Here is a 20,743-nt window from a genome sequence, read left to right as displayed (position 1 = left end):
CCCGCATTATCAGCAACGCCGCGCCGGAAACTCCCGAAAAAGGCCTAAAACGCATAATATATCCCGCACTGCACCGCAAGAAGTACCGTGGCCCACACGCGAAGGTCCCTCCAGCGTCCCCTGTCGGGCGCGCCGAAGTATACAAAATCTTTCGGCATGCTCCACACCATCGCAAGCACGCCCGCGAAGAGCAGCATGGCCCCGACCTTGGCGGTCCACAGGGGAAGAGTGTGTATCCAGTCAAACATCGACCGCCTCCTTCACCACCGATGTATAGGTAAGGTTTTCAAGTTCGGATGCGCTCTTCGGCTTTGTAAACGCACTGATCCCGAAGAGGAGTGCGACCGACATCACAAAGCTCCAGAAGGCCATGTAGAGCATGTTGAGCCCGGCAAACCCCAGCAGGGCCGCGAACGCAAGCCCGAGCAGCAGGCTCCAGAGACCGGCCCGCGGCGTGATCCGATTAAACAGAATACCCATCAACAGGAGAGCGAACACCGGCCCCTGAAAAAATGAAAGAAGCTGCTGTACGTAAACGTATATCCCCCTGAACTGAGCGGTAAGCGGCGCACAGAGGATTCCGGCCGCGAGTGCCGCGATCGTAATAATTCTGCCCAGCCTCAGTTCCGCCGCGTCACCCAGGCTTTTCCTCCGCATCACACCCAGGATGTCCCGCGTCACCATCACCGAAGCCGAATTGAGCGTGGATGAAATCGACGACTGCAGCGCCGCAATAAAGGCGACGAAAAGGAGCCCCGACACTCCGGGAGGAAGCAGGTTCTTCACCACCCACGGGAGCGCCTGGTCCGACACCCCAAGGCGTTCCGGCGCCATGAGCAGGGCGAAAAAGCCCGGAAGCACGATGAGCAGGGGCACGAAGGTCTTGGCCATCGCGGCGAACATCATACTCGCCTTCCCGTCCCACTCCGTCCTTGCGCCGAGACAGCGCTGCATGATCGCCTGATTGGTGCACCAGTATGCCGGCGACAAAACCAGGCCCAGGCCCATGAGCACCCCCGGCCAGGGAAATTCATCATGCGTGGACGGAAGAAAAGCGTGCAGGTGATCGGGGAACCGCTCCTGAAGCTGTGTCGCGAAATTGACCGCCCCGCCGGCCGCGTTGATGCCGATCACCGCAACCACCACCGCTCCGGCGAACATGATGACCAGCTGCACCGCGTCCGTATAGGCCACCGCCGCGAGCCCCCCGGAGACCGTGTACAGACCGACGACCCCGGCGGTAACGACAATGCTGAGGAGTACGGGCCAGCCCAGATAAGTCTGAAGCATGAGCGCGGTGGCCCAAAGGAACACGCCTACGATCAGCACCGAGAACAGGCTAAGGATGAGCGCCGCGATAACCCGTACGGGTTCGGAGTAGCGCCTGCCCAGATACTCGGGGATCGAGAAGACGCCAGCGCGCCAGTAGAACGGGATGAAGATGAATGCGGCGATGATCATGGCCGGGATGGCTCCGATCCATTCGAAATTTGCCTGCGCAATACCGATGCGGTACGCTCCCCCCGCGCCCCCGACATAATCGTTCGATCCGATGTTCGTCCCGATGATGGACATGCCGATGATCCACCACGGCAGGCTTTTGCCCGCGAGGAAATAATCGCGCGAGGTATGCACGCGGTTTTTAAACAGATAGCCGTACACGGTGATACCGGAAAGATAAATGAAAAGGAGTCCCAGATCGATCCAGCTTACGTCGGTACGGGTGAAAGAGAGGAGATTTTCCACGTGCACGCCCCTGCCGTTCCGTAATTTCCCCGGACGAGGTTGGGAATAATATGTCGACAATAACACCAAGCGCAAGTATTAAAAGATTCGGGGCACCGCAAAAATTTACAGGGCGCGGCTTCCCGCCTCCAGGCGTGACTTCAGGGCCGGGGAAACCCACTCCTTCAAATTAAGACGCCTTCACCATCAACATGTTCAGGAGGGAAGCGGCGGCCTCGCGACGCCCCTCGCCGACGACAAGCCACGCGTTATCCGCCGCCATTGTTATTCTTTTTACCCGGGCAGACACCGCACTTCAATAGTCTTGTTGCATTCCCCAGTCAAATGTGCTATCAAGCAGCATGAATAAACCACTCGCATGTCTTGCTTTTGCCATCGCACTGGCTGCGCTCATCCCGCCCCACCATTCAGGCGCGGCCGATATCGATCCGCTCGAACGTGGTCGCATACATTCCCTGCTCAACGCACTCGAGCGTTCGGGATTCGCGTTTATCCGCAACGGCGCCTCATACACGGCGCGCGAGGCCAGGGCGCATCTGAAAATGAAGCTTGACCGCGCCGGCGGGCGAGTTAAAACGGCCGAACAGTTTATCGACTACTGCGCCACCCGCTCGTCATCGACCGGCAGACCCTATCTTGTACGCCTCCCTGACGGTTCAACGGTCGAGGCAGGAAAGTGGTTGCGTACGCGGCTTGCCGAAATCGACGTAAAAAACACAGACGGCGCGGAGAAGGCACCATGATCAACAGACGGACGCTTGAATTTCTTAAAAAACTCGCAGCGAACAATTCGCGCGAATGGTTCCACGCCAACCGCCCGCTCTACGACGATGCGCGCACAAACATGCGAGAATTCGTCACGCTTCTGCTCGGTGAAATCTCAAAATTCGACCACACCGTAACGGGCGTGGAGGCCGAGGACTGTCTTTTCCGCATTTTCCGCGACACACGGTTCTTTAGGGAAAAAACGCCATACAAGACGAACTTCGGATCGTTCATGAAAAGCGGCGGCCGCGCGACGCCCGGCGCCGGCTACTACCTGCACATCGAGCCCGGAAACTGTTTCGTTTCGGGCGGCATCTATATGCCCCCCGGCCCGCTGCTTCTCGCCATCCGCACGGCGATCGCGCGCGACCCGGGCCCGTTCAAGAAAATCATCGCCGCGCCGGCGCTGGTGAGGCTTTTCGGCGGGCTGTCGGGGGAGACGCTCGTTACGGCGCCGAAGGGATTCCCGCGGGACCATCCCGATATCGAACTATTGAAGTACAAGCACTACATGGTGTTCCGGGAGGTAAGCGAAAAGACCGTTCTCTCGAAGGAGTTTGCCTCGGTATGCATTGAGGCGTTTATGGCGATGCGGAAGTTCAACGCCTATCTTAACGAAGTGATGGGGCTCTGACACGGTATAAAAGTTAACAATTTATTTATCCCGAATGCGACCCGCACGAGCGTTCTTTCGGTATATTGTCTTTAATAAAACGCTCCGGCGGCGGTCCGGTGAATATCGCCTGAACCCGCAACACGGAGACTACCCGGGTTCAACGGGAGATCGAAACTCGAATCGTCTGTTTTACCAACTATAAAGAGCGGAGAACCATGGAAAAAATCAAAAACATCGCGCTCGTCGCGCACGACAACAGAAAGAAAGACCTTGTGGAATGGGTCGAGTGGAACTACCAGCTGCTCCTGGGGCACGACCTGATCTGCACGGCCACCACGGGGAAACTCATCCAGGAGACGCTTGCGGATAAAGTTTTACAGCACGGGAGCAACGGCCACACCGGCGGTCAAAAGATCACAAAGCTTAAATCGGGCCCTCTCGGGGGCGACCAGCAACTTGGCGCCATGATCGCCGAGGGGCACGTCGATATCCTCATATTCTTCTGGGACCCCATGACGCAGCAGCCCCACGACGTCGACATCAAGGCACTGCTCAGGATCGCCGTGCTCTATAACATTCCCACCGCATGCAACCGCTCGACGGCCGATTTCATGATATCTTCACATCTCATGGAGCAGTCCTACCATCCGCGGATAAAGGACTATTCGATCTACATGTCCAGGGACATCCGCTGACCGTTTACGCTTTGACCGGCACGCGGCCTATCGCGAGGGCGGCCATGAAGCCCTCGTGGATGGCGTCGTTGATTTTGGCCGGGCGCACGCAGTCCCCGATGGCGGTGCAGGCGACGCCTTCTTTTTCGAGCGCTTCGGAAAGCTTTTTTACCGGGCGCGATCCCGATGCAAGCACCACGGTATCGAACTTGAGCCTGTGCTCCCCGCCTTCCCGCTCATAGGTCAGTCTTCCGTCCTTAATGGAAACGACGCGCGCGCCGGTGAGCACCTCGACGCCGTGGCGCTGCAGGGCCATCTTCACGACCCACCGTGTGGACTTGCCGATGTCTTTGCCGATCTTAGGCAGCATCTCGAAGACCGTCACCTGTTTCGATCCGTGAAACATGAGCTCGCGGATGCGCTCGGGACTCTCGGCCTCGTGGGCCATGAGGAAATGCACCATCTCCGGCGAGAGCGTCCCCTTGGCGGCCAGGAACAGCGCCGTCTCCAGGCCCACCGCCCCGCCGCCGATCACCGCTATGCGCGTGCCAAGCATCGGGTTCTCGCGCAGCACCTTCCACGAGGATATCACGCACGTATCATCGAGGCCCTCGATGGGCGGCATCAGCGGCGCGGCACCTTCGGCCACGATTACATGATCGGGTTTCATTTTTTTAATAATCTCGATAGTGACCTCGGTATTCAGATGCACCCTGATGGCTTGTTTTGCAAGCATCGTTTTATAATAATGGACAATCCCCCAAAGCTCTTCCTTGTGCGGCGGCGCACCGGCGATCCAGAGCTGTCCGCCGATCTCGTCGCTTTTTTCGTAGAGCTCGACCGCATGGCCGGCCTGCGCGGCGGTGACGGCCGCCTCAAGCCCGCCCGGCCCCGCGCCAACCACCATCACCCGAAGCGGCGTTTCGGCTTTTTCCAAATTTCTTTGCGACTCATATCCGGCGCGCGGATTCACGATGCAGAAGACCGGCTTCGCGCTAAAGATGGTATCGGTACAGCCCTGGTTGCAGGCCACGCAGGGGCGAATCTCGTCCTGCCTCCCTGCACGGGCCTTTTCGGGCCAGTAGGGATCGGCGATCAATACGCGCCCCAGGTTAACCATGTCGCACGCGCCGTCGCGTATCATCCGCTCCGCGAGCTCAGGCCGGGCGATACGGTTCGAGGCCATCACCGGAACCGACACCTCCTTTTTAATATTCAGCGCCAGGTAGGAGTACCCTCCGCGCGGAAGCTCCATTGGGAGCTGCGGTACGCGCGCCTCGTGCCAGCCGCCGGTAACGTTGATCAGGTCGATGCCGGCCTTCTCGTATACCCGCGCGAACTGCGGGGTCTCGAGATCGGTGTTGCTTCCGGGAACAAAATCGTTACCCGCCATTCTAACCGCCAGCGGATAGTCGGGCCCCGCGGCCGAGCGGATCTTTTCGATCACCTCGCGCGGGAAGCGCACCCGGTTTTCGAACGAGCCGCCGTACTCGTCGGTGCGCAGGTTCTTGAGCGGCGAGAGGAACTGGGTGATGAGATAGCCCGCCGAGGCGATGATCTCGACTCCGTCGAAGCCGGCCTCTTTCGCGCGGAGCGCGGCGTTAACGAAGGCCTGCTGCAGATTTTTTATGTCTTCGATCCTCAACGCCCGCGGTGTTTCCTTTGAGTACCTCGAGTAGACCTCCGAGGGCGCCACCGGTTTTTCGCCGTCGAGCATGATTGAAAACGCGTACGCCCCGGCGTGGAAGAGCTGTATCCAGGCGCGTGCGCCGGCGTCCTTTATGATCGTAGCAAGCTTTTTAAATGGTTCGATGGATTCGTCGCTCGCAAGTGATAAAACGATCACCCCGGAACCGGCCTTGTCGATTCCCACCGGGCCCACGGTAACGATACCCGCGCCGCCTATCGCCTTCTCCCTGAAGTACTCGTAATATCGCTCGTTGAGCGTGCCGTCATAGGAGTAGAGGAGGCCCAGGGACGGATAAGCGATACGGTTTTTGACCTCGAGATTGTTTATCGTGATGGGACTGAAAAGGTGTGGGAACATTGGGAAACCTCGCGATCGATCGTATTCAGCCAGTCGGCGTTTCTGCGGGACGACCACCCCCCAACTTCAAAACCGGGGAATCGGCACTGACCCGGTCCGAAAACCGTTCAGTGCGCTTCCTCTAAACCAACACTCCCTGTTGAGGAGTGGAAGGATTTTGGTTGGCCAGCCATCCAACAACCAGACTGTACCATTACATAAAAATACCGATTATCCATGTCGCAAGCACTTTTTTACCGAACCGCCTTCTTTACGTTCACGAGACTGGGGGCCGACCAAAGTGCCGAGCGCCACCCAACAAATGGCCGGGGGCTTCCCCGGCCATTTGCGCGCAGCCTGTTAAACTTTAGCCGGGATCAGCCAATCATCGGCCCCACCTTCTTCTTTACCGCCCTGGCCTCGGCTACGACCCTCTCGACCACCTGTTTGACGCTCGGGGTGTCGGTGATAAGGCCGGTAACCTGGCCCAGCGGAAGCACTCCAGTGACGTTATCACCTTCGATAGTACCGGCCTTGAAGGCCTTAAAACCGTTCGCCATGGTGGCCATCTGCCGCGCCTTGCCGTAACCCGAAATAAGGATCGCGAACGCGAGTTTAAACCAGGGAAAGCCCAGCGACTTCGCGATCTCCCTTGAGTTGAAGGCCGCGGTGATGAGATTGAGGGGGCGTTTCGCCATCTTGAGCGCTATCTCGGATTTCATGAAGCGGGCGGGCAGGCCGTCCACTTTTGGAGTATAGATGGTGTCGTATATCTGCTTTTCAATGCTCAGTTTTTTCATACTCTCATGGACCGGGCTTTCTTTCGTGTTCATCAGGCGCGTGCCCATCGAGATGCCCTCGGCTCCGAGGGCCAGCGCGGCGGCGAGCCCCCGCCCGTCGGCGAACCCGCCGGCGGCGATGACGGGAATTTTTACCGCGTCGACGATGCTCGGAATGAGCACGAGCGAGGTCACCGCCCCTCCGTGTCCGGCGGCCTCGTGTCCGGTTACGATGAGCGCATCGGCGCCGGAGCGCTCCGCGGCGAGTGAATGCTTGTGAGTGGTCACCGTTGCGACCACCTTCCCGCCGTACGCGTGCACGGCCTTTGTCAGCTTGTCACCCTTGCCGAGAGCGTAGTTAATAACGGGAACCTTCTCCTCGATAAGGACCTGCAGGTTTCGTTCCGCTCCCGGGAAATAGAGGGTGACGTTTGCGGCGAAGGGCTTCTTGGTGAGCTTCCTTATTTCGCGGACGGCCTCGCGGGTTTCCTCGGCGGTCATGACGCCCGTGGCGAGGATACCCAGCCCCCCGGCGTTGCTGACCGCCGCCACGAGCTTGGGTACGCTTATCCAGCTCATCCCGGAGAGGATTATCGGATATTTGATGCCAAAGAGTTTTGTGATGCGTGTTTTCATGACTGCTCCTTTTTCGGGGAATTATAAATTCGGCGGCCGGTCCAGGCCGCCACGGGCACGTCTTATTCCCCGATAGCGATTCTGAACAGCACTTTTCAGCTTAATCGGTGTTTTTTCAAAAGTGACCGCGCTCTTGGTGCAAGGGCACCGTCCCCATGGATTGCAATGGACACCGCCGATCATCCGGGACAGTATAGTCGCGCGGATTGCCAATGAACAAGAGGGGGAAAGCGGTGAACGAACTGGCAAGAGAAAAAACGAAGGGGTTCAGTTTTGCATATCTTATCAAGGCGCTCTTCATGCGAATGGGTATCGGCGCGCGCCATCAGACGCCCGGCTTCGGTCTCGCAGGACAGATCTTCGCCGTTATCGCAAAAAATGTTAGCGCCGAGATGGGTCCCCAGCGGGGGTGAAAAAGTGCTGAAGGCGGCCGTGGAGGAATTCGGCCGCGAACGGGGAAAGCGCATCGCCGAAACGGCCTCGAAAAAAAGGAAACCACTCTCCCTGCGCAACCGGCTTATCTATACCGACATATCCCCGGAGAATTTCGAGGCATCACCGTCCTTTCCCGAAGGTGACCTCCAGGCAAGGGTGGGCCGCTGTTCGTTCTTCGGCGCCGCCGAACGCTGGGGGCTCGGCGAATACGCGAAACCGTACTGTAAATACGCGGATTACGCCATACTCGATGGCTACAACCCTGATGTGAAGCTTGTGCTCGAGCAGCGGCAGTGGTCGGGGCGCGGCAACTGCGTCTTCCGGTATAGCCTGAAAGAGGAGAACAAGGGGAGGGTCAGCTCGTGAAGTGCACCGCGGGAAACAGGGCGAAGGGCACAAGCGCGGCGCCATAGTGCAGTCGCTCGCGGCTGAAGACCGTCCCGGCGGCCAATAGTTCGAAAAGGTTGCCGCTCAGCATGCAGTCCTTCACCCTGCCGGTTATCTCGCCGTTCTCGATCGCATAGGCGAGATCGAGGCTGGCCTTAAACTCGCCGGTAAGCGTGTTCGACTGGCCAAGCCCGATAAACTGGTCGACGAGAACGCCGGAACGTACTGCGGCGCGCAGCGAATCGAAATCATCCTCCCCGCCGTCCACCACGACGTTGCTGAACGAAGGCTCCGGAAGCGATGAATGCCCGCGCGAGCCGTTCCCTGAGGGCCGCACGCCGAGGAGCGCTGCATATTTCAGATTGGATATCCACTCGGTAATTTCGCCCCGTTCTATAATATTTTTAGTCCGTGCCGGGACCCCCTCGTCATCGAAGGGATAGCTGTACACCGAACCGTCTGCGAGCGGATCGTCCGAAAGGGTAAAGCGTTCGCTGAAGACGCGCTGTCCGAGTTTCCCGGCGAACGGCGAGATTCCCTTGAAAACCGAACGGGCCGAAAGCCCCGAGGCGACGATTCCGAGGAGCGACGCGAAGGCCTTCGGCGTGCAGATTACGGGAAGCACCCCGCCCGGCAGTCGGCGGAGGCCGTGCGCCCGTTCGAGTTTCCACAACAGCCGCTCGACGGCCGCGCCGTACGATACGGGACCGGTCGAAGAAACTCCCTCGCTTACGCTCAGGCGGACGCCGTCCGGGGACACGATCGTCGCCGTTATGCCGGCACCGAAGGACGAATGGCGGTAGGCGCCCTGGAACCCCTCCGAGTTGAGGATGCGACGCTCGCCCGAACCGTATGATATGTTCATGTCCACCTGCGCCCCGGGGAAGGCGGCGAGAATGCGCGCGATCGTCTCTTCCGCCGCCGACAGCACCGGCGCGATATCGGTCTCTTCCAGCCTTCCGGTGTCCAGCGCCACGACCGGCGGATTAGACACGGGAGGAAGGGAATAGTCCTCGGGTTCGCCGAAAGGCGCGATCTCAATCGCCCGCCGCATCGCCGCCTCGAGGCCTTCGTTTTCGCTGGTGAAGGAAAAGCCGACCTTACCATCGACGTTCACTCTCACCCCGAGGCCGCTCGATTCCTTTTCGGCAATGGAATAGAGCCGGTTGTTGCGGAACGAAACGGGAACGCTCCTCCCCGAGGTACCGATGACGTCATACCAGCGGCATTTATCGCACAGGTGCGCGGGCGGTTCTATCCTCATCGGCCCCTTCCGCCTATCAGCACGTTTTTAACCAGGATGTGCGGCCCCCCGAACGAAACCGGAAGCGGAGACTGTCCCTTTTTGCCGCATCCGCCCAGGCCGCCGAACATGGCCCGGTCGTTCCCTATCATCGCGATATCCGCGAGCGTCTGGAAGGTGTTACCCGAAAGCATCACGTCGCGATAAAGCTTGCCCGGCCTGCCGTTTTTAATCGCGCGCCCGTATCCGGCGGTAAAAGTGAACATCTCCAGGTTGGTCTGTCCTCCCAGCGCGTCCGCGACGTACAGTCCGCCCTCCGCCGCGTCAAGCATCCCGTCGAGGTTGTTCGGTCCATTTTCGATGTATGTATTGGTCATCCTCACGATCGGCTGGGCCATCGCCGATATCGCGCGCGCGTTGCCGGTCGGTTCCTCATCCATGCGGTATGCCGTTTCGCGCGAGTGGAGATGGCCGCAGAGCACGCCGTTTTTAACGAGGAAGGCGGGGCCGGGCGCAATGCCCTCGTCGTCGATCGGAATGTACCCGGTCAATCCCTCGATCGATCCGTCGTCGATAATGCAGAGACTCTCGCCGCCCACGCGACGGCCCTTGGCCATCAACTCCTTCATTCTGTCGTTCTCGTAGATGAAGTCCGCCTCGGAAAGATGGCCGAAGGCCTCGTGGATAAAGACCCCTGCGAGGTGCGGATCGATGACGACATCGTACACGCCTCCGGGCACGGGTTCGGCGCGCAGGAGGTCGACCGCCATGCCTGCGGCGCGTTCGGCCATCTCCTCGCGCCCCTGGGCGAGCTCGAAGCCGCCATAGCCGGCCGCGGATTCGGAGAAGGGCTGGATGAGCGATCCATCCTTCGCAATCGCGGTGAATGACACGCCGCAGAAGGAGCGCTCATACGACACGGCCGTCCCCTCGGTGTTGCAGTAGAGCCTAATGGAGCGGGAGTCGCGGTACATCGAACGCGTCGTCTGCACTAGCGACGGCTTTTTTAAAATTCCGTTATAGCGGCGCATAAGGCCGAACTTCTCGTCGAATGATACGTCCCCGCAGGGCCTGGCCGGCCGTGTCGCGTACTGCGCGACCACCGGCTTCGAGCTGAAAACTCCCGGCGCGGTCCCCGCGAGCGCCACCGAACGACGAAGCAGCGCGCCGGCCCTGGCGGGGATCCCGGACAGATCGTTGAACGATCCGAAACTCCACGCCCCCCTGTTGAACATGCGGATCGAACCTCCGCGCGATTCCCCGGACGAAATCGAATCCACCTCATCCCCCGAAAGAGCAATCCCCGTGGATTCATTCAACGCCACGCGCGCCTCGGCGTAATCGCATGGGAGCGAACTGATTACGGACTGAAGTTGGAGGAGGAGTTCCCGCGACGTGGCGTTGATCGTCATTACATCGGTCCATGCATCCGGATTGGAATCCGCGACTATTTCCGGGGAAGAATCTGATCGAGGGGCTGTATTCCGCAGGCAAGGCCCGCGATGAAGCATTCGACGCTGTAATGGTAAAGCCCGTCAAAATCCTCGCCGCGGAGGATAGTGTCCCGCAGCTTCCTGAACTGTATGAGTCCGTGGATGGTGGCCCACATGACGATCGCACAGCGCTTGGGATTAGGCGCCTCGAAAACACCCTCGCGTACGCCCCGCTCGATGACCTCCACAACCAGGGAAAGTATGCGATTACCGTGGCGATCGATCTCGGCCTTGAGGTGGGGGGGGAAGATGACATCGGATGGAGAGAGAAAATAATTAATTACATCGAAGTATTTCTTGTTTTTCACGCTGAAGCTGTTGTAAACACGTGCGATCGCTCTCAGCCCTTCGGCCGGCGCCGCAGCCCCATTTATAGCTTCTTCCATCTCCTCGTACATCAGGTCGAGGATCTCCTCCTGCAGGGAGGCGAATATCTCTTCCTTGCTCTCGAAATACAGGTATATGGTACCGACGCTCAGTTCCGCGAGCTTCGCGATCTGTTGAACCGATACCGCGAAGACGCCATACTTCAATACCAGTGATCTCGCCGCGTCGAGTATCTGCAGCCTGCGCTGTTCCTTCTCCCTTGTGCGCCGTTCCTGAAGACCCATTAATCCGCCTGCCGGTTATTGTCGCGATGCGGGAAGATATTCCCCCCGCACGCTCTCAAACTACAACAACACGGGCATTTGTACAATGATTTTTCGGGGATTCGCCACTAAAATGAGGTCACCTTCCCTTTCAACGTTTCAGCGACCCCCGCAAGCTCTCGCGCGCCCTCGGCGATCTGGCCGGCACCATCAGCGTTTGACTGGGCAATTTCATTAATTATCGAGATGGACCTTGTTATTTCCGAGGCGGCCACCTTCTGTTCCTCCGCGGCGGTTTTGATCTCGTCCGAAACGGCCCGAAGCGATTCGGCGTCCTTTTCGACGCGGCCGCTTGTCTGAATCTGTTGCTTGAGGTAATTCAGGATGTCGCCCATCCTCGAGCTGATTCCCTCGATCCCACTTACTATACCGTTCATCAGGCCCATGACATTCGATGCGTCCGCGATTCCCCGGTTGATCTCCTTTTCATTCATGCCGATGAGAGTCGAGATATCCTTGATGCTTGACGCGGTCCGGTCGGCAAGCTTTGAAATCTCGTCGGCCACAACGGCGAAACCCCTTCCCGCGTCACCGGCCCTCGCGGCCTCTATGGCCGCGTTCAGCGACAGCAGATTAATCTGGTCGGCGATATCGTTGATGATTCCGATGATCCCGTTCATGTCTCGCGAGCTCTGCATGATGTTCTTCATGCCCTCGCTCATGGCCGACAGCGAGCGTTCTCCCGACTCACCCTGATCCGATATCTCGGAGGCATGGCCGGCCGATTCCTCTATCCGCGAGCTCATCACGGTAATGATACCGGAGAGCTCCCGTATCCCCGTAAGCAGATTCGCGACCATCGCGTACTGCCGGGCCACGCTTTCGGCCACGTTCTCGACACCGGCCGAGATCTCCTCGATCGTCGAGGTTATTTCCTCGGCCGAGGCCGCCTGCGACTGTGCGTTATCCGAGAATGAGGAAGAGGTCGCCGACATCTTCTCGGAGGATTCGGCGAGCGTAGCCGCGATGCCCTGCACCGAATACAGGAGCGCATCGGTCGTCTCGCACTGCCTGCGGTTCTTCTCGGCCTCATCGAGCGCGTAGCGATTGCTCGTCTCGTGGATCATTACGGTAATATACGAAAGCATCGCGGTCAGAAGCGCGGCGAACATATAATCACCCACCATCCCCTGGGCCACCTTCTGGTACACCTCTTCGAGCAGGGGCATAACCCTGATATATGAATAAACACCGCTTGCCAGGAAAAAAGCGCTGATGCCGATCACCACCGCCTTGCGGCAGAAGAGCGCCGCGAAGACGATAATGGATGACATGTAAAAGAAATTGCTGATATGGTCGGCGTTCCTGAAACCATGAGCATTGAATGCCATCGCCACGATCCCCGCGGAGGTGCAGATGGCGACGATGTTGGCGGCCCAGTTATAAAACCCCTTCCGGATCAGCACCATGCTGAGAATGGTCACCAGTATGACCAGGACCAGAACGGCGTTCATAAGGCTCAATATGCCGCGCTCCTGGATCATATTGAGCCCGACAATGGCCGGCGGCATGAGGCCGAAGAGCACAAGGTTGAAGTAAACGAGAAGCCTTACTTTCTGCTGAAGAAGAAATGACCCGGTTTCAATGTATCGCTGTAGAAAATAACCTGTAAGCCCCTTTCTCATGACATGCCTCCCGGTTTCGTAAACGTTTTTCTTTTTATCGGGCCCGTTGCCGGCACCTCGGGCGAGGGCAATTATTCCCATGTCGCGCCCACACCACACCGCATCAATGAGCCCGGCACTGACTGCAACCATTGATCCGGCCGGCGGCCGGATCAATGGCCCGTTATTACCCGACTACCCGGTATTCCAAAACACAATTATTCCGCGCGCTATTTACCGTCTTCGTTCCGATCGAACTCCGGCTTAATTTTTTTGGTCATCTGACGCTCGTACCACGCCGGCATGAAGCGCAACACGAAGTAGTACATCAGTTTACCCACCGGCGTCAAAACGAGCTCCCGCCTTCTTTTTAGCACGCCGCGGTACACTTCGTCGGCGACGCTCTCCGGAGTCGACTCTTTGCCCACCGTCGACCGGTCCCCCCTGTTGATCTTCCCGCTGCCGTCAAGCGCGCGGCTTTGCAGATTAGTCGCCGTAAATCCCGGGCAAAGCATCATTACGTGCACACCCAGATGCACCATCTCCGAACGCAGCGAATGAAAAAATCCGTGCAGCGCGTGTTTGCTCGCGGAATACCCGGTCCGACCGTAGAGCGGCGCGAAACCCGCAAGGCTTGTCGTAACGATGATGACTCCCCTGCGCTCGATAAGCGACTCGAGCGCGGGTTTTGTACAATGAAGCGCACCGAAGAAATTGACCTCCATTACACGGCGGTATACACCCATGGTCGTATTACGGAACGTGCTTCGCTGCGTTATCCCGGCGTTATTGACCAGGATGTCGATGCCGCCGAAGCGCTTCAGCACGCTTTTCACCGCCGCCGCACACTGTTTTTCGCTGGTAACATCGCACTTTACGCCCACTACCTCGGCCCCCAGCGCGCGGAGGCGCTCCTCTTCGCGGGCGAGCGCCTTCGGATCGAAGTCAAGAATCGCCACCTTCGACCCTTCCCGGCCGAACTTCTCGCAGATCGCCGCGCCGATGCCGCTCGCCCCGCCGGTAACCACGATAACCCTGTCCTTCATGATTTCGCTCTCAATGAGAAATAGATTTGTTGCGAATCCGAGAATTATCGGGGCGCCCCCCGAGTCGCTCAGTTATGCAACAAGCCGCATATTAACCTGCGTCGTGTTCATTCCGCCTCGGCGGCAAGTTCAGCCGGCGGCAGCTTTTTTCTGGAAAACAGAAAGGCCGCCGAAAGCCCCGAGATGATGTGCCAGATCCCCCACCACGCGGCGACCAGCGCCATGCCGCCCAGGCCGCCAAAGAATGTGAAGATGAGCACGAGTCCCAGCGCCGAGTTCTGAATGCCCACCTCGATGCTGATGGCCCTTCGGTCGCGCACCGGGAGTTTAATCGACCAGGCGGACCAGTACCCGAGGTTTAGCGCGAGCAGGTTATGAAGGAAAACCGCAAAGACGACTATGCCCACATAATTGAGAAAGTTCTGCCAGTTCGCCGCGAGCGCCCCTAGGACGATGATCAGAAAAAACACCAGCGTGAATATCTTAAAGGGCCTGCGCACCTTTTCGGCCAGGGTTGGGTATCTGTTTCCGATCGTCATGCCTATGATGAGCGGTATCCCCAGAATAACGAAGACCGTCATGAACACGTCGACAGGGCTCAGTCGCACTTCCCTGAGAATGGCCGCCGTACCGGGGTTGAGGCTGCCCCAGAACGCCAGGTTGAAGGGCGTCATGACGATAGCCGCCGCGGTCGACACTGCCGTCATGGAGACGGAGAGGGCGGTATTGCCCCTGGCCATATAGGTAATGATGTTCGAAAGGTTTCCTCCCGGACAGGCCGCCACCATCATCATGCCGAGCGCGATCGAAGGCGCCGGCTCGAGTACGAGCACCAGCAAATACGTAAACGCCGGCAGCAGAATGAACTGGGCGATCAGTCCGATTGCCGGAGCTTTCGGAGATACCAGAATTCGCTTGAAGTCTCCAACCTTCATCTCGAGGGCGACACCCAGCATCATGAGCCCGATCGCCGCGTTGATGATAAAAAGGCCCTGTGCATTAAAATTCAGATGAATCTGATCGATTGCGGCTGCATCCATGAAAAACCTCCGTTCGGTTGTGGTTAAGGCGGACGGGCACCTCTTATAACCCCTCCGGTCGTCACCGCGCGAGCCTCACAGTCGCAACGACAGTGAACTCTTTGCAGAAACACTGAGCGGAATGACCTTTGAAAACCGGTATAACGAAAGGCCTTCCCGCGATCTCCGGCGGGAAGGCCTTTTTGCGCACTACATACTCATGGCTCTCGGTACGCTCCCTATGTCCGCCATATCACCCCACCTTGTAGCCGCCGAGATTGGCGAGGGCGACGCTTCCCGGGCTGATCGTGGACGGGTCCACCATCACGTTGACGCAGGCGGTCTTGCCGGACTTGAACGCCGCCTCGATCGCGGGCCGTATGTCTTCCGGCTTCTCCACGAAGGCGCCGAAACCGCCGAGCGCCTCGACCAGCTTCTCGTAATGGACCATGCCGATGTCAGTCCCGTCCTTTATCGCGTGGCCCAGCCGCAGCGTCTGGCTGTGGGCGATCATGCCCCACAGGGTGTCATTGGCCACGACAACCACGATGGGAAGATTGTTCTTGATCGCGGTCTGGAACTCCATAAAGTTGAATCCGACCGAACCGTCGCCGATGACGAGGAGTACGCGCTTATCCGGGTTCTTGAGTTTCGCCGCGTTGGCGTAAGGAAGGCCCATGGCCAGGCATCCATAGAGACCGTAGTCGAGGTAATGGCCCGCGCGACGCACCGTGCGGGTCATGCCCATCCACGTGGCGGTATCCCCTCCGTCCGCCACCACGATGTCGTCCTCGCGGTCCATGAAGTCGTTGATCTCGCACGCGAGCCTGAGCGGATGTATCGGAACCTCCTTGCTCTCCCACATCGGCTTCGCCTGCTCCTTGCCGTCGGCGTCCGCCTTCCTGAGAAATTCCATCCAGGGGGCGAACTGCTTCTTAAGCTCACCTCCAAGCTTCCTCGCGTCGATGATTTTATTGAGCTCTTTCACGAGCGCCTTGATGTCGCTCACCACCCCCAGGTCAATGGAGCGGTTTCTGCCGATCTCTTCGGACTCGATATCCACCTGGATGAACTTCGCCGTTGAGGGAAAGATGTCGCCGAAGATATAGAAGAGGCTGAGACGCCCCCCCAGGAAAAGCACCAGGTCGGTGCTGATGTTGGCCATAAATGACGCTCCCGGCCTGATGGCGAGTGAAGACGCGAAGCACTGTTGATGCGTGTCAGGGACGAGGCCGCGCGAACCGGCCATCGTAAAGACCGGCATGCCCGCCTTCTCGATAAGCTCGGTTATCTCGGCGCCCGCATCGGAATAATACGCTCCGCTTCCCGCTATCACCAGCGGGTTCTTCGCTTCTTTGAGCATGTCCACTATTTTTTCCGCACTTTCGAGATCGACTATGCGCTTCTTGACGACACTGGAATACTTCTTGACCTTGGTCATATCCGCGGCGGCGTTGAGAACGTCGCAGGGAAGTTCAAGGTATATCGGGCCTGGCCTGCCGTTTTCGGCGTACCTGAACGCCATGTCGATGAATTCCGGGATTCGCTCCACGTTGTGACACACCAGCGCTTTCTTCACCATGGGCGCGATCACCGGAAGCTGGGTCATATCCTGTAGATCGAGTTTTTCCGCGCTCTCGAGCCCCACGCATCCGGAGATCAGAATGACCGGCGCGTTAGCGAGGCGCGCGCTGGCTATGCCCGTGAGCGCGTTCGTAAATCCGGGACCCGCCGTCACCATCGCCACTGCGGGCTTGCGCGTCATGCGCGCCCAGGCCTCGGCCATAAACACCGCCGCCTGCTCGTGCCGTGTGGCTAAGAGCTTCACCTTGGTCTTCTCGAGGAACTGATAGATGGGCGTGATATGACCACCGCTGAGTGTAAAGATGTACTCCACCCCCTTGTCGATGAGCGCCTCCGCCGCGAGCTGTCCTCCGATTACCTTTTCCATTATGCTTTCTCCCTTGATTTGGTTATACGGCGGGACTAACGCCCGCCTCGAATATTCCTACAGCTCCATGCACTGCCCGCCGTCCAGGTTGAGCGCCTGGCCGGTGATATAGCGCGATTCCTCCGACGCGAGAAACGCCGCGAGGCTCCCCGCATCTTGTATTTCACCTATATATCCCAGGGGAATGGTTTTACACATTTCCTTCTCCCGCTCCTCGATCGTCGAGTTGAAGAACTGCGCCTCGAGGCCGAAGCGCCACCTCTCGAGATCGGTCATGATCTGACCGGGGCATATGGCGTTGACTCGGATATTGGCCGCCCCCAACTCCTTCGCCATTGTCTTGGTGAGCATGATGACGCCGGCCTTGGCCACGGCGTACGCGCTGTTGAAAATCGGAGGCACCTTCCCGGCCCTGGAAGAGGTGTTGATGATCGACGCGGGCTTTCCGAACATGAGCGGAAAAAGCGCCCTGGAAACGCGGAACACGCTGAACAGGTTGACATCGATGGTCCTGATCCAGGCCGCCTCGTCGTAATTCATGACGGTGTTCGGCACGCCGAAGGACGCGCCGGCGTTGTTACAGAGGATGTCTACGTGGTCGAAGCTCTTCTTGATCGTCTCGACCGCGGCGTTGATGGAGGCGTTATCGACAACGTCCATGGGTACCGCAATCACCTTGACACCGTACTTTTTTCCAAGCTCACCGGCGATCGTCTCCATCTCGTCGATGGAGCCAATCTTTACGGGGTCATCCTTTCCAGTCTTTTTACCCAGGTCGGAAATAATGACGTTGGTCCCGTGCGCGGCGAGCTTTTCGGCTATGCCGTACCCCATGCCGGTCTTTTTACCCGAACCGGTAATCAGCGCCGTCTTGCCCGATAAATCTTCATACATAACGAACCTCCAAAACAGGGCTATAATAAAGACCATGCCGGCATTCCGAAAAAGCCGCATGACACATCCCGGCTCCATTAATAAAATGAATGACGCTCATAATATGAATAATATTCACCCTGCGTCCCGGGCGTCAATATTTTTTTACTATTAATTTAAATTTATATACTGCTTTGCCGGGTACCACCTTCGGCCATCTCCGGGGGAAAACTGTCCACTATCACCGGATTATTCATAACATTTTCATATCGTCGCGTATTGATTCTCTTGACGCGCTACGTTTTATCCGGGATAATCCGTGTCGCATCCTTTTATATTGACAGGGGTGGACCCATGGATACCGTCACACCACACGTCCCAAACGCCGCTTCACTGCGAGCGTGGCAGCTCAGAATCTTCTGGTTGCTGTGGGCCGGGTACGCATCATATTATCTGTGCAGGGTCAATTTTGCGGTCGCACAGCCCCTGATCCTGCGCGAATTCCCATCCTGGACCGCCGCACAGATAGGGCTTATACCTTCCATTTATGCCATGTGTTATGCCGTAGGCCAGGTTGTAAACGGTACCCTTGGCGAGCGCTTCGGGGCCAGGCGCCTCATGACCATTGCCCTCGTCGGGGCCGCGGCGACCAACCTGCTGTTCTCGGTCAGCTCCTCGTTCGGAATGATGCTGGCCCTCTGGGCCGTCAACGGCTACGCCCAGTCGGCGGGATGGTCCCTTCTCATCCAGACTCTCTCCAACTGGAATACCTCCGAACGCCGTGGCATGCTCGTCGGGCTCATATCGACCTGTTACCAGGTCGGTAACGTCGTCTCGTGGCTTCTGGCGGGTTTTCTGTGCGATTCTCTCGGCTGGCGCGCCGCCTTCATGGTGCCGGGACTCATCCTTATCCCCATGGCCCTCGTCTTCGCCATCGGCCTGCGCAACAGGCCCGAGGACGCGGGCTTTCCACCCGTCAGGGACGACACCGGACATCATTCCGGACCGGGCGAACCTGCGCCGGGCGGGGTTTTGTCCACCCGAGACATTCTTGTCATGACCCTCCAGAACAGGTTGATCTGGATCCTCGGGCTCGGCTTCTTCTGCATGAACTCGGTGCGCTACACCTTCATGAACTGGACCGTGCAGTACATGGCCGACTTTCAGGGTCAGAGCATTAAAGGAAGCGCATTCACCGCGATCGCCATACCGCTGATCGGCTCGCTCGGCGCCGTCGCGGCGGGCTGGGCCTCGGACCACGTGTTCGGCCGGCGGCGGGCTCCGGTCTGTGCCATCATGCTCTTCGGCCTTGCCGGGGTCTGCGCAATCTTCGTCGCGATACCGGCCGGTTCCTGGGTCCTTGCCACCGCCATGCTCGGCCTCGCCGGCTTTCTTATTTACGGGCCCGATATGCTTATGAGCGGCGCGGCCACGATCGACCTCAGCCATCCGCGCGCCGCCTCGATCGCCACGGGCCTCACCATGAGCCTCGGGGCGACCGGCGCGATTTTTTCCGGAGCCGGAATCGGACTGCTTAAAGACCTCGCGAAGGGCGACTGGTCGCTCGTGTTCTGGGTGCTTGCGGGTCTCTCGGTGGTGTCGGCCCTCCTTATGGTTTCCATCTGGAACGCGCGGCCGAAGGGAAGCTAAATAGAATGATGCTTTCGGGAAAGGGCTGGTCGGAGCGGACACGATCCGGACTGGAAACATTAATCGCCGCCGGAGCCGGAAAGAACCTGCCGGTGGTATTCGATTTCGACAACACTATCGTCTGCGGCGATATCGGCGAGGCCACGCTCGCGCTTCTCGCGAAGGAGAAGTATATAAAGAAGGATGATATCCCCGCCGAGCTTGCGCCGCCGTTTCGTTCCCCGGCGGGCGAAACGGTCAGCCTCTCCGCCTGCCCGGACCTCACCGTCTATTACGAGGAGCTCCTCGGCGCGACGACCCATCAGGCCGGCGACTTCGCGCCGCTCTCGAACGGCTACGTGTGGGCCGTGGAGGCGATGCGGGGCCTCTCGGTCGCAGAGGTGACCGGCGCCACGGAGCTGGTGTACGCGCAGAGCGAGCCCTTTGTCGCCAGACGCATTGAGGTCACGCCGGGGGTGAGCTCCTATCCCGTCCCCTTCTTCTACCCGGAGATGATCGAGCTCATCGCCGCGCTCATCACCAACCGCTACGAGGTGTGGATCGTCTCGGCGAGCAACGCCTGGACCATCCGCTGGATGGCGCTTCGCGCGCTGAACCCCATGCTCGCCGCGCTCGGCTGCGATGAGGGCATCGCGCCGGAGCGCGTGATCGGCGTCTCGACGCTTCTTTCCGATCGAGAGGAGCGTCTGCATAAAGATCATCTCCTGGTGCGCGCGGAACGGCGCTACGCGGACATGGACCGGGAATACCTCGACGGGCTTCGCCTCACCGCGCGCACCGTCTACCCGGCGCCGACCTACTCCGGCAAGGTGGCCTGCGTGCTCGACCTCATCGGCAGGCGGCCCTTTCTCGCCGCCGGGGACAGCCCGGGCGACCTCCCCATGCTGGAATATGCGGAAAACCGCCTGTGGGTCGCGCGGCTCGAAAAGCCGGTCTACCAGCAAGAGATGGCCGCGATGGCGGAGGGTAATCCGGCTGGAAAGTGGCTTATCCAGCCGGCGTTATGCGTGGATGCGACTGGTTTTGCTTGTGATATCGGCCGGCTGGAAACACGCGGTGGCGACGAACGCTCATCGGTCATCGCGGACTCGATAAAGTACGTTCGCGAATTGCTGTAACAAACGATCGCGGGCACCACGCCCTCGAGTCA

General features: G+C 58.8%; 19 protein-coding genes. 7 read left to right on the top strand and 12 right to left on the bottom strand.

Translation table 11 applies throughout. The features are described 5' to 3' along the window. Positions 1 to 44: 44 nt before the first annotated feature. Entirely contained in the window at positions 45 to 248 is a 204-nt protein-coding gene (locus VLM75_08285) for a hypothetical protein (GenBank protein ID HSV96916.1), read from the bottom strand. After that, positions 241 to 1,746, bottom strand: a complete 1,506-nt coding sequence (locus VLM75_08280) for a sodium/solute symporter (protein ID HSV96915.1) — start codon at positions 1,744 to 1,746, stop codon at positions 241 to 243. Before VLM75_08280 ends, VLM75_08285 begins: the two co-directional genes overlap by 8 nt. A gap of 341 nt (positions 1,747 to 2,087) precedes the next feature. Between VLM75_08280 and VLM75_08275 the strand changes: the two genes are divergently transcribed. The 3 genes from VLM75_08275 to VLM75_08265 all read left to right on the top strand — a co-directional run bounded on the left by VLM75_08275 (position 2,088) and on the right by VLM75_08265 (position 3,822). Then, complete coding sequence (locus VLM75_08275; protein HSV96914.1) at positions 2,088 to 2,489, top strand: DUF5329 domain-containing protein; 402 nt, start codon at positions 2,088 to 2,090, stop codon at positions 2,487 to 2,489. Beyond that, positions 2,486 to 3,145, top strand: coding sequence for a DUF2461 domain-containing protein (locus tag VLM75_08270; GenBank protein ID HSV96913.1), 660 nt, complete (start codon positions 2,486 to 2,488; stop codon positions 3,143 to 3,145). The genes VLM75_08275 and VLM75_08270 overlap by 4 nt, the downstream gene beginning before the upstream one ends. Before the next feature lie 197 nt (positions 3,146 to 3,342). Beyond that, complete coding sequence (locus VLM75_08265) at positions 3,343 to 3,822, top strand: methylglyoxal synthase (protein HSV96912.1); 480 nt, start codon at positions 3,343 to 3,345, stop codon at positions 3,820 to 3,822. Between the two features lie 4 nt (positions 3,823 to 3,826). Here VLM75_08265 and VLM75_08260 read toward each other — a convergent pair whose 3' ends face one another. Together VLM75_08260 and VLM75_08255 are read right to left on the bottom strand one after the other, a co-directional pair. Beyond that, positions 3,827 to 5,848 (bottom strand): FAD-dependent oxidoreductase, encoded by a 2,022-nt coding sequence (locus tag VLM75_08260; GenBank protein ID HSV96911.1) that lies wholly within the window; start codon positions 5,846 to 5,848, stop codon positions 3,827 to 3,829. A 356-nt stretch (positions 5,849 to 6,204) separates the two neighbouring features. Beyond that, positions 6,205 to 7,242 carry a nitronate monooxygenase gene (locus VLM75_08255; GenBank protein ID HSV96910.1) on the bottom strand — a complete coding sequence of 346 codons (1,038 nt, stop codon included), beginning with the start codon at positions 7,240 to 7,242 and terminating at the stop codon, positions 6,205 to 6,207. Positions 7,243 to 7,454: 212 nt separating this feature from the next. Here VLM75_08255 and VLM75_08250 point away from each other — a divergent pair, with 212 nt between their 5' ends. Further along, complete coding sequence (locus VLM75_08250; GenBank protein HSV96909.1) at positions 7,455 to 7,655, top strand: hypothetical protein; 201 nt, start codon at positions 7,455 to 7,457, stop codon at positions 7,653 to 7,655. Between the two features lie 4 nt (positions 7,656 to 7,659). Beyond that, a complete protein-coding gene (locus VLM75_08245) occupies positions 7,660 to 8,043 on the top strand; it encodes an L-2-amino-thiazoline-4-carboxylic acid hydrolase (protein ID HSV96908.1) in 384 nt (127 codons plus the stop codon). On the opposite strand, the gene VLM75_08240 is transcribed toward VLM75_08245, so the two are convergent. From VLM75_08240 to VLM75_08205, 8 genes are all read right to left on the bottom strand, one after another. Continuing rightward, positions 8,033 to 9,328: a TldD/PmbA family protein gene (locus VLM75_08240; protein ID HSV96907.1), complete on the bottom strand. Its 1,296-nt coding sequence runs from the start codon at positions 9,326 to 9,328 to the stop codon at positions 8,033 to 8,035. The two genes, VLM75_08245 and VLM75_08240, sit on opposite strands and share 11 nt — an antisense overlap. Then, complete coding sequence (locus VLM75_08235) at positions 9,325 to 10,719, bottom strand: TldD/PmbA family protein (protein HSV96906.1); 1,395 nt, start codon at positions 10,717 to 10,719, stop codon at positions 9,325 to 9,327. The genes VLM75_08240 and VLM75_08235 overlap by 4 nt, the downstream gene beginning before the upstream one ends. A 35-nt stretch (positions 10,720 to 10,754) precedes the next feature. After that, positions 10,755 to 11,411 carry a TetR/AcrR family transcriptional regulator gene (locus VLM75_08230; protein ID HSV96905.1) on the bottom strand — a complete coding sequence of 219 codons (657 nt, stop codon included), beginning with the start codon at positions 11,409 to 11,411 and terminating at the stop codon, positions 10,755 to 10,757. Positions 11,412 to 11,518: 107 nt separating this feature from the next. Further along, complete coding sequence (locus tag VLM75_08225; GenBank protein HSV96904.1) at positions 11,519 to 13,075, bottom strand: methyl-accepting chemotaxis protein; 1,557 nt, start codon at positions 13,073 to 13,075, stop codon at positions 11,519 to 11,521. Between the two features lie 209 nt (positions 13,076 to 13,284). Then, complete coding sequence (locus VLM75_08220; GenBank protein HSV96903.1) at positions 13,285 to 14,100, bottom strand: SDR family oxidoreductase; 816 nt, start codon at positions 14,098 to 14,100, stop codon at positions 13,285 to 13,287. A gap of 107 nt (positions 14,101 to 14,207) precedes the next feature. Next, positions 14,208 to 15,140, bottom strand: coding sequence for a bile acid:sodium symporter family protein (locus VLM75_08215; protein HSV96902.1), 933 nt, complete (start codon positions 15,138 to 15,140; stop codon positions 14,208 to 14,210). A 232-nt stretch (positions 15,141 to 15,372) separates the two neighbouring features. Next, on the bottom strand, positions 15,373 to 17,070 hold the full coding sequence (locus VLM75_08210) for a thiamine pyrophosphate-binding protein (protein HSV96901.1): 1,698 nt from the start codon (positions 17,068 to 17,070) through the stop codon (positions 15,373 to 15,375). 57 nt (positions 17,071 to 17,127) lie between these two features. Beyond that, entirely contained in the window at positions 17,128 to 17,964 is an 837-nt protein-coding gene (locus VLM75_08205; GenBank protein ID HSV96900.1) for an SDR family NAD(P)-dependent oxidoreductase, read from the bottom strand. Positions 17,965 to 18,297: 333 nt separating this feature from the next. Here VLM75_08205 and VLM75_08200 point away from each other — a divergent pair, with 333 nt between their 5' ends. Continuing rightward, the gene (locus VLM75_08200) at positions 18,298 to 19,593 is read left to right on the top strand and encodes an MFS transporter (protein HSV96899.1); all 1,296 of its coding nucleotides are present in this window, start codon (positions 18,298 to 18,300) and stop codon (positions 19,591 to 19,593) included. 5 nt (positions 19,594 to 19,598) lie between these two features. Beyond that, on the top strand, positions 19,599 to 20,711 hold the full coding sequence (locus VLM75_08195) for a hypothetical protein (GenBank protein HSV96898.1): 1,113 nt from the start codon (positions 19,599 to 19,601) through the stop codon (positions 20,709 to 20,711). Positions 20,712 to 20,743 lie beyond the last annotated feature (32 nt).

The sequence above is a fragment of the Spirochaetota bacterium genome (assembly GCA_035477215.1).
Classification (GTDB): Bacteria; Spirochaetota; UBA4802; order UBA4802; family UBA5368; genus MVZN01.
The sequence above is the reverse complement of the archived record's forward strand: the minus strand, read 5'-3'. Positions and strand labels throughout refer to the sequence as shown.

What these genes read in the sequence shown, in the direction of transcription:
- VLM75_08250 (HSV96909.1), top strand. Translation starts at nt 7,455, where the DNA reads ATGAACAAGAGGGGGAAAGCGGTGAACGAACTGGCAAGAGAAAAAACG.
- VLM75_08200 (HSV96899.1), top strand. Translation starts at nt 18,298, where the DNA reads ATGGATACCGTCACACCACACGTCCCAAACGCCGCTTCACTGCGAGCG.
- VLM75_08235 (HSV96906.1), bottom strand. Translation starts at nt 10,719, where the DNA reads ATGACGATCAACGCCACGTCGCGGGAACTCCTCCTCCAACTTCAGTCC.
- VLM75_08265 (HSV96912.1), top strand. Translation starts at nt 3,343, where the DNA reads ATGGAAAAAATCAAAAACATCGCGCTCGTCGCGCACGACAACAGAAAG.
- VLM75_08220 (HSV96903.1), bottom strand. Translation starts at nt 14,100, where the DNA reads ATGAAGGACAGGGTTATCGTGGTTACCGGCGGGGCGAGCGGCATCGGC.
- VLM75_08230 (HSV96905.1), bottom strand. Translation starts at nt 11,411, where the DNA reads ATGGGTCTTCAGGAACGGCGCACAAGGGAGAAGGAACAGCGCAGGCTG.
- VLM75_08285 (HSV96916.1), bottom strand. Translation starts at nt 248, where the DNA reads ATGTTTGACTGGATACACACTCTTCCCCTGTGGACCGCCAAGGTCGGG.
- VLM75_08240 (HSV96907.1), bottom strand. Translation starts at nt 9,328, where the DNA reads ATGAGGATAGAACCGCCCGCGCACCTGTGCGATAAATGCCGCTGGTAT.
- VLM75_08275 (HSV96914.1), top strand. Translation starts at nt 2,088, where the DNA reads ATGAATAAACCACTCGCATGTCTTGCTTTTGCCATCGCACTGGCTGCG.
- VLM75_08260 (HSV96911.1), bottom strand. Translation starts at nt 5,848, where the DNA reads ATGTTCCCACACCTTTTCAGTCCCATCACGATAAACAATCTCGAGGTC.
- VLM75_08215 (HSV96902.1), bottom strand. Translation starts at nt 15,140, where the DNA reads ATGGATGCAGCCGCAATCGATCAGATTCATCTGAATTTTAATGCACAG.
- VLM75_08195 (HSV96898.1), top strand. Translation starts at nt 19,599, where the DNA reads ATGATGCTTTCGGGAAAGGGCTGGTCGGAGCGGACACGATCCGGACTG.
- VLM75_08225 (HSV96904.1), bottom strand. Translation starts at nt 13,075, where the DNA reads ATGAGAAAGGGGCTTACAGGTTATTTTCTACAGCGATACATTGAAACC.
- VLM75_08255 (HSV96910.1), bottom strand. Translation starts at nt 7,242, where the DNA reads ATGAAAACACGCATCACAAAACTCTTTGGCATCAAATATCCGATAATC.
- VLM75_08205 (HSV96900.1), bottom strand. Translation starts at nt 17,964, where the DNA reads ATGTATGAAGATTTATCGGGCAAGACGGCGCTGATTACCGGTTCGGGT.
- VLM75_08270 (HSV96913.1), top strand. Translation starts at nt 2,486, where the DNA reads ATGATCAACAGACGGACGCTTGAATTTCTTAAAAAACTCGCAGCGAAC.
- VLM75_08210 (HSV96901.1), bottom strand. Translation starts at nt 17,070, where the DNA reads ATGGAAAAGGTAATCGGAGGACAGCTCGCGGCGGAGGCGCTCATCGAC.